10 protein-coding genes are annotated in these 13,754 nt (G+C 41.7%); 2 read left to right on the top strand and 8 right to left on the bottom strand.

The genetic code is table 11. The features are described from left to right. Window positions 1-38 precede the first annotated feature (38 nt). From HMPREF1212_RS01835 to HMPREF1212_RS01825, 3 genes are read right to left on the bottom strand one after another with little or no spacing between them, the layout of a single operon-like run. A complete protein-coding gene (locus HMPREF1212_RS01835) occupies window positions 39-1,154 on the bottom strand; it encodes an endonuclease/exonuclease/phosphatase family protein (protein WP_046148226.1) in 1,116 nt (371 codons plus the stop codon). Beyond that, window positions 1,151-2,029, bottom strand: a complete 879-nt coding sequence (locus tag HMPREF1212_RS01830; protein ID WP_046148225.1) for a rhomboid family intramembrane serine protease — start codon at window positions 2,027-2,029, stop codon at window positions 1,151-1,153. Before HMPREF1212_RS01830 ends, HMPREF1212_RS01835 begins: the two co-directional genes overlap by 4 nt. Next, on the bottom strand, window positions 2,010-2,720 hold the full coding sequence (locus HMPREF1212_RS01825) for a rhomboid family intramembrane serine protease (RefSeq protein WP_028729771.1): 711 nt from the start codon (window positions 2,718-2,720) through the stop codon (window positions 2,010-2,012). Before HMPREF1212_RS01825 ends, HMPREF1212_RS01830 begins: the two co-directional genes overlap by 20 nt. 184 nt (window positions 2,721-2,904) lie before the next feature. Between HMPREF1212_RS01825 and HMPREF1212_RS01820 the strand changes: the two genes are divergently transcribed. Then, window positions 2,905-3,177 (top strand): HU family DNA-binding protein, encoded by a 273-nt coding sequence (locus HMPREF1212_RS01820; protein ID WP_028729772.1) that lies wholly within the window; start codon window positions 2,905-2,907, stop codon window positions 3,175-3,177. A 544-nt stretch (window positions 3,178-3,721) separates the two neighbouring features. Here the strand turns inward: HMPREF1212_RS01820 and HMPREF1212_RS01815 are convergent. The 4 genes from HMPREF1212_RS01815 to HMPREF1212_RS01800 form a co-directional block, all read right to left on the bottom strand. After that, window positions 3,722-4,687 (bottom strand): FimB/Mfa2 family fimbrial subunit, encoded by a 966-nt coding sequence (locus HMPREF1212_RS01815; RefSeq protein ID WP_046148224.1) that lies wholly within the window; start codon window positions 4,685-4,687, stop codon window positions 3,722-3,724. Between the two features lie 256 nt (window positions 4,688-4,943). After that, window positions 4,944-6,737, bottom strand: a complete 1,794-nt coding sequence (locus tag HMPREF1212_RS01810) for an Mfa1 family fimbria major subunit (RefSeq protein WP_046148223.1) — start codon at window positions 6,735-6,737, stop codon at window positions 4,944-4,946. A gap of 37 nt (window positions 6,738-6,774) precedes the next feature. Continuing rightward, on the bottom strand, window positions 6,775-8,283 hold the full coding sequence (locus tag HMPREF1212_RS01805; RefSeq protein WP_198293249.1) for a DUF3868 domain-containing protein: 1,509 nt from the start codon (window positions 8,281-8,283) through the stop codon (window positions 6,775-6,777). Window positions 8,284-8,290: 7 nt separating this feature from the next. Next, window positions 8,291-8,857, bottom strand: a complete 567-nt coding sequence (locus tag HMPREF1212_RS01800; RefSeq protein ID WP_028729776.1) for a DUF3575 domain-containing protein — start codon at window positions 8,855-8,857, stop codon at window positions 8,291-8,293. A gap of 591 nt (window positions 8,858-9,448) precedes the next feature. Here HMPREF1212_RS01800 and argS point away from each other — a divergent pair. Then, window positions 9,449-11,242: an arginine--tRNA ligase gene (gene argS, locus HMPREF1212_RS01795; RefSeq protein WP_028729777.1), complete on the top strand. Its 1,794-nt coding sequence runs from the start codon at window positions 9,449-9,451 to the stop codon at window positions 11,240-11,242. 78 nt (window positions 11,243-11,320) lie between these two features. Here the strand turns inward: argS and topA are convergent, their stop codons facing one another. After that, window positions 11,321-13,675: a type I DNA topoisomerase gene (gene topA, locus HMPREF1212_RS01790; protein WP_046148222.1), complete on the bottom strand. Its 2,355-nt coding sequence runs from the start codon at window positions 13,673-13,675 to the stop codon at window positions 11,321-11,323. Between the last annotated feature and the right edge of the window lie 79 nt (window positions 13,676-13,754).

Raw genomic sequence — 13,754 nt, 5'->3', positions numbered from 1 at the left:
ATATAATGTAAGGAGATGCCGTAAAAGGTATCTCCTTTTTAGTTTTCCATTGTCAGATAACACCACAAAGGATAATGGTCTGAATAACGTATCTTATCGATGGTACAATTTATTGACTTCATATTCGAAGAATGCAGGATATTGTCTATACGGAATAAAAACATATTCTGATTATAGGTTACTCCCATTCCCCGGCCGGATTCGGCAAACGAGTCAACCAATGGCCCCTGGATAGTCCGATGGGCGTAAGAGATCGGCGTATCGTTAAAGTCGCCACAAACCAATACATAATCACCTTTGGCCTTTGCTATTTCGGCAGCCACGGCTTCAGCCTGTTTGGCTCTTATCTTGAAAGCGGGCCCCAGCTTCTGCTCCAAAGCACCTTTTATTCCATCAAAAGTATCCGTACTGATATTCTTGATAAAAGCCGTATACCGGCTGCGGTCTTCCATCGTCAGCTTAAACGACTCAAGATGGTTATTGATCAATGTCAGCTTCTTACCTTTCACATTCAGTTCATGCACGGAAGAACAGTTATAATCGCTTTTATAATCTACTCTCCGGGAGTTTGAAATAGGATACTTAGAAAAAACAGCAATCCCTGAGCTCAAATAGCCAGACGAATTAACCGAAATGACCGAACGATACGGATACATATCCAATGCCCGAAACAATTTATTCGGGGTCAGAAACTTATCCGATTTGCTGACTGCATACTCCTGCAAGCAAACAATATCGGCTCCTGAAGATGCAATATACTGTATAATCTTATTAGGCGAATCTTTCGTATGATCTTTATAGCCAAAACCCATCACATTATACGTCAGCACCTTCAGCACATTCTCTTTTGGAATATCTTTTGTCTGACTATGATAAGGGAAATACTTTTTCACCGGCCCCCAACAAAGAAGAAAGGCACTCAACCCGATCAACAGGAAACGCCACTCCCACAGGAATAACCAATAAATAATAAAACAAAGGTTCAGGACACACAGAATAGGGAAAGCCAGTCCCAAATAAGAAAAGACAAGAGCTGTATCGGGAGATACACGATCCGACCAGGCCGAAGCGATAAACAGCACAACGATCAGGACATTGGTCAAAACGAACAATGACTTGAATAATAGTTTTAGTGTTTTCAGGCCCTCACTCATTTTTTACTGGCATCAAATAATTGTCTTTTTTCATCTGCTGAAAGGCTTTCATATCCCGAACGTTTCAGTTTGTCCAGAATAGCATCCAGATCGGCTGACTCACGGTTTTTACGGGCATTATACTCGTAATCAGTTTCCGCACGTTTGTATGTCACCTTCATTTTAGGTTTCCTTTTACCCAGGTTTACTACCCAATCCAACAGACGGTTCATCGGAGCAGTCAGATCCTTTCCTTCCTTGATACGCATCGCGAACCAGATACCGAACAGGGCTCCGCCAATATGAGCGATATGACCTCCGGCATTATCGGAAGTGATAGCCAGCAAATCGATCACAAAAGTGAACAACGCCAGATAGATCAACTTGACACGCCCAATCAGGAACAGATTTATCTCAAGGTCTTTCCGGTAAAACGAGACTGCAAAAACGATAGCCATCACCGATGCGGATGCCCCCATCAGATAGCTGGAAGAGGCCACAGTCTGGAAATAAGGGAAAATGTTATATGCCAGCATAAACAAGACTGCCCCTGCAATCCCTCCCAACAGATATAACCCGCCCAGTTGCCGCTCGCTGAAGAAATTCAGGAACAGTCCGCCAAACCAGTACAACCACAACATATTAAAAAGAATATGCAGGAAGTCGAAATGAGTGAACATATAAGTAATAACCGTCCAGGGCCGATACAATAACAGTTCGGGCGACGAAGGCATCTGCAAATATTGCAAAAAGGATATTCCGGGAATATTGAAGAGCAAAAAGATCACTCCCATCAACCGGATCAGGATAAAAAGCCCTACATTTATATATATAAGCTTTGCCAGTATATTTCCTGCCCGGAATGTATTCTTCAGATTAGTAAAAATACTTTCCATTGTCTGCATCTTTCTTTTTCCAGTAGCGAACCATAAAATAACCAAACAGCATACCGCCTAAATGGGCAAAGTGTGCCACCGTGTCTCCTCCAAAACTGGATACACCCATAAATAGTTCAGCCAAACCGTAAAACACAACAAAATATTTAGCTTTTATAGGTATCGGAATAAACATCAGGAACAAAGGTACATTCGGGAATAACATGGCAAATGCCAACAAGATACCGAACACCGCTCCCGAAGCTCCGATCGTAACCATCATATTCAGCGACGGATCCATCTTCACCAGTTCGAAAAGCGTCAAACCGTTAGCGCTGGCAAAAGACTGAACCGAATACGCCCAAACCAATTCCTGCACAATACCGGCACCAATACCTGTCACCAGATAAAATGTAAGGAAACGTTTCGGCCCCCAAACATTTTCGAGAACACGTCCGAACATATACACCCCGAACATATTAAAGAAAACATGTCCGAAAGAGCGCGTATCGTGCATAAACATATAGGAAACAAACTGAAACGGATAAAAATCCTTCACACCCGGAAAGTGCAAACCTAAAATCTGCACCAGGTCGATCCCCATCTTCGGTAAAACCAGGCTGGCTACCCAGAAAAGGAGATTTATAATGATAAGGTTTTTTGTAACCGGCGGTATACTATTCAAGAACCCCGAGCTATTTTGATTCATCATATACATATCAATTTGCGGCAAAGGTAAATATATTTTGATTGTTTTTCCGCCAAATAGTACTAAAACATAGTAAATCAATAAAAAAAACAACGTTTTCCTTTGCAGAATATTAAAATAAAACTACATTTGACCCGACCTTTAGGCTATCACAATCATTGTTTAATATATTAATTATCAAACCATCATGAACAAAACAGATTTTATCTCAGCTGTATCGGCAAAAGCCGGTTTAAGCAAAACTGATGCAAAGAAAGCTGTCGATGCTTTCGTTGAAACAGTATCTCAGGAATTGAAGGCCGGTGGCAAAGTCGCTCTCTTAGGTTTCGGTTCTTTCTCTGTATCCGAAAAAGCAGCCCGTAAAGGTGTTAACCCGAAGACAAAACAACCCATTGAAATCGCAGCACGTAAAGCGGTTAAATTCAAAGCCGGTGCAGAATTAAACGATATGATTAAATAAGTAACGTCATATTTTACAATCGAAGAGGCTTTTCACCGGAGAAGTCTCTTTTCTGTCATACAAAAAATAATTCCAGAGAACATCACTGCCCCCTGGAACCCACACTAGTATTAATATTAAACTTACCTGATTAAACAGGTGAGTATCTTCATTACAAACAAAATATGATTACGGGACTTCGGTCCCGTTTCATTTATCACATTACAAAGATCCTGCTTTTCAGCCAATTAACAGCCTAAATTTGGTTCTGATACCACATCTAAGGTGCCTCCGAATACTCTATTTCAACCATTATTCGGCGACCTCTTGTGCTATTCGAAACTTACCGACCGCCATCTTCGTGCAGCTGCCGCATATCCCATATCGACGCAATACACGTTTCGAATTCCGCAACAACAGGACAGAATCACAACAACATGCCTGAATAAAAAAAGTTTCTACCTTATGAAACAGTTGTTTCACTAGGGAGAAACTTTTGTTTCATGCCGTTGAAACTATTGTTTCATCCGGAAGAAACTTTTTGAACGTTATCGAGGAAATGAGGTTATAATCCTCCTTCTGTCTGGAAATACCAGGTCCAACCGTTGATATTAATCTGCAAAGCCAACCAGGGATCATTATCTGCAAAGAAAAAGACGATCTTATATTCACTTTCACGGTCGAGATATTCCTGCGAAGTCATATTATGACCTTCGATCTTTGTCATTACCAGGAAATCAGTCAGGTTGATATTAAGCATTTTCCTGCCTGTAGCTTTCTCTGTCACCACAAAACGAGCTGCGCGGTTATTCAGAAACCGCATTGTATTCAGCTCGATAATTCCTGCCGCCAGATTCTTTTGTTCAATATGATAAGGGCGATAACTCAAATTATCATCTTTCAGTAAAGAGTTATCATGTGCCAGATAGCCATTCGATTCGATTATTTCATACGTATAGGCATTCACATCCACTCCCCACGAATCCTCATTGCTTCCCTGAAAAACAAACCGTACTTTGTTAGTATCTTTTATCAGGTTAATCACCTCCGTCTGATCCGTCGTCCCTGTAAAATCGACTTTATTAATTTCCCCATACCAAAGCGGTTCCAGTTCTTTATCGATAATAAGTGTTTCTTCACGTTTCAATTGTAGTTTCAAATCTTCAATAGAAGATACGCCGGTTTGTAATGAAGCTATATCATAAGAATCGTGTGCACCAGCCCAGGCCATAAACTGATATTCGCCAACAGGAAGCATGACACTCATCAGATAACTACCCGTACCAAGCGCACTCCCTTCTTCCGCTTGTTTGAACAGGAACTTACCGTCTTTATCAAATACATAAAGCTCCACTTTATCCACCTGCGAATGGAATGCGTCTGTAAATTCCATATTGTAATCGTACTTAAACTTAACAAATAGACGGCACTCCGGCAGATCTTCGTTAAAGCTATCGCATGCGGTCATTATCAGGGAGCCGATAAGGAGAATCCACATGGCAATATGACGTAATAGGTTTTTTAGCCTCATATCTTTTAGTTTTCTAATTGTTCTATATATAAAGGAAAAGAGCAATCTCTTTTCTCGTTATTTCCAAATCGGTGGACAGAACTGCCTGTTCCGTCAAAACATTAATCCCAAAGTTTTATCAAGTCTCCGGAAACTTCTTTGTTAAAAGTAAAGGGGCTGTGTCAAAAAGTATCTTTTCCCCGTGCTTAACACAGAGCGGAACACTTTTGACACACCCTCTTTTATATTAAAATGATCTCGAATTTATCATTAGGAATTATAAATCCACTTCTTGTCTATACCAGGTCCAAGGATTGATATCAATCTGTACAGAAATATAACTTTCATCTACCTCATCCGGCTTTTCTGGATCAGGCTCAGGAATAATCGGATAACCCGGAGTCTTTATATCCTTAATAGCAATGTCATATACGGAATTACGTACCACACCAAATTCACCATACATATTGTTTGTGTTATCCGTATCATTATCATGCTTAATCATAATAACATGATAACCTTCTCCACCTTCGTAATAAGATACATTTCCATAAGCGGCTGCTCCATATGCTATAACTCCAGCTTGATAGAATTCTGCTGCAATTTTCTTCGCTCCATCTTCCACTGAAGAATAAGTTGCATCAGAAATTTTAGCATCAAACTCAACTTTGGTAGGAAGAGTAACAGCAGCTACATTTTCGACATTATATTTTACTAAAGAATCAATGTAAGCACCAAATGAATTGGTAACTGAAGTTTGAAGGTAATTATCTGGGTCTTTATCCTTATATTTTGAAGTTAATTCCGCCTCAATGTACTTCTGAACCAATTTGTAAGAATAATACCCATTAGTACCAATCTGAATCCAGTCACTTCCTGATTTAACATTTCCTGAAGCATCCACATCGGCATCGCTATTGGCGTCTCCGTCGTAAGCTCCACCAGTATAATTATCTTTATTATCTGGAAGTTTCAATCCTTTAGGCTGACTTTCCACCTTCAACAAAACATGTGTAGTGTAGGCCTGGTAGTTATCAGCTGCTACCTGGGTATTTTCCAAACAATACAAAGCCGGCGTCTTAGAGGCATTAGGACCAGTAGAATCAGCTGTAGCATTCTGCCATGTCGGAGCCGTTGCATGCGTATAGTAATGATAATCTGCAATATAAGAAGCATCAGTGATAGCCGTACCTTTCTGTCCTGTATAGTTCGGGTCTTTTCTATAAGAACCGAATTTCCAGATATCAAACGGAGTGATACAACCACGCACAGTACCTTCCAACCATGTTTTATCTCTTTCAGACATCGGGTAGTATTTTCTATTCGTTACATTCAATGTCCACCCTACGGTATTAATATTCAGACTATTTCCCGGATAGTTGGTATCTGCAAACAAACGAACTTTTGCCGCAACACGATCTACGGAAACAGAATAATAGTTTGTTTCCGCTTCAGCTGCAGTTGCATAAGTAACCAAATCATCATCAACTACCGTAGTTGAATTACCAGATGTTGTAATTGTTGTCGGCTCTAATTTTCCTTTGGCATTTGTCATCATAAAGCTATTTTGACTTGAACCTCCAATAACCGAACTCACATCAGTGCCAATAATTGCCTGATTTACAGCAGTAAAATCACTAGCTGAAGCTACGTTTGCTTCAAAAGCTGCAGATGGATTTAATACAATCAAAAATGCTTTCGAAGTCTTATCCACCTTAAATGCTTTTGTAGGTTTTCCGACAGGCTGTCCCGGATCACCTATTTCTGCATCTCCGGTATCCCATGACACAACACTTACCAGATTAGGATTATTTGAATTAGCTACCGTAAGATGATCATCAAAGAAAATAGCCATTATCTTATCGACTTTTGTTTCTTCAGCCGTACCATTTTCCTGATCAGGATCATGCAAAGCCTTGGTAGTTCCCGCTGTCTGAATATTCAGCGAAACCCAGGCGTCTCCACCTGTATTACCACCGCCACCATCATCTCCACCATCCGGTAGACTTTCACTACACGATGCAAACATAAAGCCTGCCAGTGCACACATTAAAAAATACTTCTTTTTCATTTCACTCAAATTTAATTACTAATTTTTACTCATTTATTTATCTCATTTTCTCCTTTATCTCAGCAATATTCGCCTTTTTCTTCGCCAACTCATTCAGATTATCTTTGGCTGTTTCCAACCCTGAATCGGCGGCTGCTTTCAAATATTTTTCAGCCTGGTTATAATCTCCTTTCAACAAAGCGACTACACCCAGCGAATTGTTATATTCCGGTTCTTTTGAATTTACCTTATTCAGATAACGTTCGGCTGCAACCAGATCATTACGCAGGATAGCTGCTGCTGCCGCATTCATATTGGCTATCTCATTTTCCGGATACATCCGTACAGCCACTTCGAACACATCGACAAACTCCTGCGAACCGGCCGGATAACTATTGGCCACCATAAACATTTCGTTCAGGCTCAGGTTCTGCGGACGCGTTTTGATTACCTCCTTCGCTTCTTCCACATCAAAATTCTTTACATTAAAGTTTACTTTACAAACAGCAACACGCAGACGCGGATATACATTTCTCAGCAAAGACTGATAAGGCACTCCTCCACGAAGCTGCTTTAACTTTGCTTTTCTTTCTGTATCGACCGGATTATTCTCGATGATCGCCAGTATTTCGTTTTTATATTCTATATCACCGGCATTAAGCGCTTTCACCAAACCTTCCCAGTTCTCACCACCGAAGACAGTATGATACTGGCTACGTGAGAAATCGTAGCGGGACAACAGATAATCGCGCAATGCCACGGCACGCCCTTCGGACAAACGTTTATTGTTTGCCAGTGAGCCTTCGGGTGATGCGTAACCGATAATATCCAGATCTTTCACTTCGATACTCGGATCAAACTTCAGTTCGTCGATCATCGAACGGATCTTTGCCAATTCCTGCGGGTTGTTCATATACTCGGGACGGATATCCGTCTTGTTCACTTCGAAATCGAGGAAACTTTCCACCTGTATGTCACGCCGCTTGATCTCTTCCACCACCGGTTTAATAAAAGCCATATGAGGAATAATGACGTAGGGTTCCGGTATGTATTCAAGCGTTACCCTATCTACTACCGGTTCCATCTTCATCAATAACGTCTCGCCACACCCGCATTCATCCCGCTGCATATCCAGATGAGCGTCAGCCATCCACGATTCATAAGGAAGGATATAACGATACCGGATGGTTTCGTTTGTCGGTTTATTTACTTTCTTAACGATATAAGGTTGTTCATAACCAGCCTTCTCTGCCGCATTCATCAGTGAAAGCGAACGTTCGTAAACGCGGTATTCATCCCTCCCTTTCATTGTTACTTTAGGCAGATTACAACCTTTCTCCGTAGAAACCAACTGCGGGATCAAGTCCACTCCACGGGTTGATTTGACTTTTACGCCATTCAGGACAATATCCATATCTATATAAAGAGAGTCACCTACCTGTTCCAACCTTACGGGATTCACTGTAATATTTCCCTCATAAGAACGTGACTGTGCTTTTACCTGAAGAATATTCAGACAGATAAAAGCCAACAGGCATATAATGAATTGTATATTTCTTTTCATCATTCTGCTTTTATTTAATCAGATAAATAATAGACAAAGCCGCTTTCGTCGGACCGAAATAGTTCCGTCCCGTATCTTTCAGTTTGGAACCACATTCCGCACAAGGATATTTTTCATATTCTATACGAGCATATCCCAGACCGATAGAAGCTTCGATGCTCCATCGTTTTTTTAATATCCAGGAATGACCAACCGAAAGACCTCCTCCATACAAATGTCCCTGATAACGGTTCTTTTGCATGTTCTCACTAAAAATACCGGGTAATTTACCGACATTGAAATCGGCATAATGGGCATGCAGCCCGACAAACGTACGGTTGAAACTTTCGCAGAACCAGTAGCGAACTTCCGGTTGTATTCCCCAATGACGCAAACGTCTGCCGTTATCAGGTTTCCACGGATTATAGTTGACAGGAATATCTAATGTCCATTTACGGGCCAATCCAAACTCCACACCCAGGTTCATAGTCGTAGTGGCATCGTACAAAAGATTGCTTTTAAGCGCTATTTTCTGCGCTTTACTCTCGATGGCCAGACACCCGAGTATGAAAAATAGGAGTATAAATGCTCTTTTCATCTATAAGACTTTATATTTAACGGAATATGTATCCCAAAACTGGTTTTATGAATACTATTACATTGCCTGCCCAAATTGAAGCAGTTAATGATTTTAGCACTCATTATTATCTAAAAGAAAAAGGATTTTGATACTCATAGAGTTTTAGCGCGTTCTATTCAACACTAACTTTTCACCTAATTTAGATATAACCGCAATATCCGATAATAAGCGACCTCCCAAATAACACTCTTTCTTTCAGTCACAAAGATCGTTTTTCTCAAACAAATTACTATTCTATTGTTGTTTCTGATATTATGCGTTAACACTCACTATTACAACCTATAACAAATGGACGAATACTGGCGTTTGCGTTTTTCGAAACACTTGCCAGCCATCACGACTTTATTTGCAATTTATGAAAAAACAACATCGCGAAACTGTATGATTTGTAAATATTATCAACAAATAGGTAAACAATATATTCCTCTTTCGGGAAGACGGATTAAGGGCAAACAAACAGTTAATTCAAAAACCCCATACGCAGGTTTTTAGAAAATAATCACGTACCTTTGCACACAAAATAAAATCAGAATATTATATAGTAAGAATATGGTTATTGAACAGCAGATTACCGGTGCAATCATTGCCGGCATAAAAGAACTGTATGGAGCTGAAGTTTCAGTGAGCCAGATACAGTTGCAGAAAACAAAGAAAGAGTTTAAAGGACATCTTACCCTGGTTGTATTCCCATTTCTTCGTGCATCGAAGAAATCACCGGAACAAACGGCCCAGGAAATCGGCGAATACCTGCATAAGAACGAACCGGCTATCGCTGAATTCAATGTAATAAAAGGCTTCCTTAACCTGACTGTTGCCGGTCCTTGCTGGATCGATCTGTTGAATACAGTTAATGCACAGCCTTCTTACGGTATCATTCCGGTGACGGAACAGTCCCCGCTCGTTATGATCGAATATTCTTCTCCTAATACAAATAAACCGTTGCATTTAGGCCATGTTCGCAACAACCTGCTTGGTTATAGTCTGGCAGAGATCATGAAAGCAAACGGCAACAAGGTAGTAAAGACCAATATCGTAAACGACCGTGGTATCCATATCTGTAAATCCATGCTTGCCTGGCAGAAATGGGGTGAAGGCATTACTCCCGAATCATCCGGCAAGAAAGGCGACCACCTGATCGGCGACTTTTACGTCTTATTCGACAAACATTACAAACAGGAACTAAAAGAGCTGGAAGCCAAAGGCCTAACCAAAGAAGAAGCCGAAGCACAATCAACCTTGATGGCAGAAGCCCGCGAAATGCTTCGCAAATGGGAAGCCGGCGATGCAGAAGTACGCGCCCTGTGGGAAAAGATGAACAGTTGGGTATACGCAGGTTTCGATGAAACCTACAAAATGATGGGCGTAGACTTCGATAAGATTTACTACGAATCACAAACCTATCTGGAAGGAAAAGGCAAAGTGATGGAAGGACTTGAAAAAGGCATCTTCTACCGCCGCGAAGACGGTTCTGTCTGGGCCGACCTGACCAAAGACGGACTGGACGAGAAACTGCTGCTCCGTGCCGACGGTACTTCCGTATATATGACACAAGACATAGGTACAGCCAAACTTCGTTTCGACGATTTCCCAATCAATAAAATGATCTATGTAGTCGGTAACGAACAGAACTATCATTTCCAGGTATTATCTATCCTGCTCGATAAACTGGGCTTCGAATTCGGAAAGGGCCTGGTACACTTCTCTTACGGTATGGTCGAACTGCCGGAAGGAAAGATGAAGAGCCGCGAAGGAACTGTAGTCGATGCAGACGACCTGATGGACGAAATGATCAATACAGCTCACGAAATATCCCAGGAACTCGGCAAACTGGATGAAATGACAGAGGAAGAGGCAGCCAATATTTCCCGTATTGTCGGTCTGGGTTCTCTCAAATATTTCATACTGAAAGTCGATCCGCGTAAGAACATGACCTTCAACCCGAAAGAATCAATCGATTTCAATGGAAATACAGGCCCGTTCATTCAGTACACTTACGCCCGAATCTGTTCCGTTTTACGCAAAGCTGCCGAACAAGGCATTGTATTACCGGAACAACTGCCTGCCAATACTCCTATTTCTGAGAAAGAAGAAGGACTGGTACAGATGATTGCCGACTATGCCACTACGGTAAAAGAAGCAGGTAAAGAATATAGCCCGGCTTTCATTGCCAATTATATCTACGACCTGGTAAAAGAATACAACCAGTTCTATCACGACTTCTCTATCCTTCGTGAAGAGAATGCCGAGATCAAACAATTCCGCCTGGTATTATCTGCCAACGTTGCTAAGATTGTAAAATCAGGTATGTCGTTGCTGGGTATCGAAGTTCCTGAAAGAATGTAAGAACGAAAATATCACCTATAAAAAAAGGTTCCTGCTGATTAATTCAACAGGAACCTTTTTTATATATTGCATTTTCTATTATGCTTTCTTCTTTGTTGTCCGCTTTTTCGGTGTTGCCGGCTTCTCTGCCGCTTCAGCGATGATCTTCATACAATCTTCCAAAGTGAGTTTTTCCGGTTCGGTAACAGTCTTCGGTATCCGGTAATTAGCCTTTTTATAGGTAATATAAGGGCCATAACGACCATTCAGTATTTCCAGATCAGGATCTTCCTCAAACTTCTTCAGGAAGCGCTGTTCATCTTTCTTACGTTTCTCATCGATCAACACTATCGCTTCTCCTACTGTGATAGAAAGAGGATTCAAGTCTTTCGGGATAGAGATGAATTTACCGTCATGACGGATAAATGGCCCGAAACGGCCGACAGCCGCCACCATTTCTTTTCCTTCATATTCACCGATCGTGCGGGGAAGATCGAATAACTTCAAGGCTTCTTCCAATGTGATAGTCTCGATCGACTGTCCTTTCATCAAAGTCGCAAACTGAGGCTTCGGAGCTTCTTTGTCTTCAGTATGTGCCTGGCCGATCTGTACAACCGGACCATAACGACCGATCTTTACAAATACAGGGTTACCACTTTTCGGATCGATACCCAACTCACGTTCACCGACCTTATGTGCAGTCTTTAAAGCGGCTGTTTCTTCCACGATCGGATGGAACATCTTATAAAACTTGTCTATCGCTTTTGTCCAGATCATATCGCCTTCAGCCACAGCATCGAATTCTTTTTCAACACTGGCTGTAAAGTTATAATCCATTACAGACGGGAAGTATTCCATCAGGAAGTCGTTGACAACTGTACCGATATCCGTAGGCATCAACTTATTGCGGTCTGCCCCTACTACCTCTTTCTTTTCAGCATCTTTGATCTTTCCTTTAGCCAGTGTTACGACACTATATGTACGTTCCGTACCTTCCTTGTCACCTTTTACCACATATTCGCGATTCTGGATCGTCTGAATAGTCGGAGCATAAGTAGAAGGACGACCGATACCAAGTTCTTCCAGGCGGCGTACAAGGCTGGCTTCCGTATAACGCGGCGGACGCTGTGTGAAACGTTCCGTAGCCACGATATCATTCAATGTCAGCACTTCGTGCAGTTCTACAGGAGGCAACAAACCGTTTTCCTTATCCTGTTCTTTGTCGTTATCATCGTCGTAGCTTTCGCGATATACCTGAAGGAAACCGTCGAAGGTGATAACTTCACCCACCGCCACGAATTTTTCTTTCTTATTATTGATACAAACGGAGATTGTTGTACGTTCCAGTTCGGCATCAGCCATCTGAGACGCAATTGTCCGTTTACGGATCAGCTCATACAATTTCTTTTCCTGTGCGGAACCGCTTATCTCTACATTACTTATATAGGTAGGACGGATTGCCTCGTGCGCTTCCTGTGCTCCCTTACTCTTAGTATGGTACTGGCGGAACTTATGATACTTTTCTCCGTAGGTTTCCAGGATCGCTTCTTTGGCCGTTCCCAGAGCCAGGTCACTCAGGTTCACCGAGTCGGTACGCATATAGGTAATCAACCCTGATTCATACAGACGTTGTGCGATCATCATAGTCTGCGATACGGAATACCCCAGTTTACGGGCCGCTTCCTGTTGCAAAGTAGATGTCGTAAAAGGAGGTGCCGGTGATTTCTTAACAGGTTTCTTAGTGATCTCGTCAATAGTGAAAGAAGCGGCCTTACAGGATTCAAGGAACTCCATAACCTCTTTCTTATCTTTCAAACGCTTATTCAGTTCCGCTTTCAATATTGTTGTTCCGTCCGGAAGGATGAAATTGGCAATTACACGGTAAGCTGCTTCCGAAACGAAATCGTTGATCTCACGTTCGCGTTCAACAATCAGGCGGACAGCCACCGACTGTACACGACCGGCGGATAAAGCCGGCTTCACCTTCCTCCATAGAATGGGGGACAGCTCGAAACCCACGATACGGTCTAATACACGACGTGCCTGCTGAGCATTTACCAGATCGATGTTTATATCGCGCGGCGTTTCAATAGCGTGCAAAATGGCATTCTTGGTAATTTCGTGGAAGACAATACGTTTTGTATTTTCCGGCTTCAATCCCAAAACTTCGTACAGATGCCAGGATATAGCTTCTCCTTCACGGTCCTCATCGGATGCGAGCCATACCTGCTCGGCTGCTTTTGCTTCGGATTTTAATTCGGAAACCAGCTTCTTCTTATCAGCCGGAACCACATATTGAGGAGCATAATTGTTCTCAATATCTATACTAAAATCTTTTGTCTTCAAATCGCGGATGTGCCCGTAACTCGACATAACCTTAAAATCTTTTCCGAGGAACTTTTCAATGGTTTTTGCCTTGGCGGGTGACTCCACTATTACCAGATTCTTTTGCATAATCACTTTTCACTTTTTAGAAATCGAGTGCAAACATACACAAATAATTAACGTAACCGTATATCAGTAACAAAAAAAC

The sequence above is a fragment of the Parabacteroides sp. HGS0025 genome (genome assembly GCF_000969845.1).
Taxonomy (GTDB): domain Bacteria; phylum Bacteroidota; class Bacteroidia; order Bacteroidales; family Tannerellaceae; genus Parabacteroides; species Parabacteroides gordonii.
The sequence above is the reverse complement of the archived record's forward strand: the minus strand, read 5'-3'. Positions and strand labels throughout refer to the sequence as shown.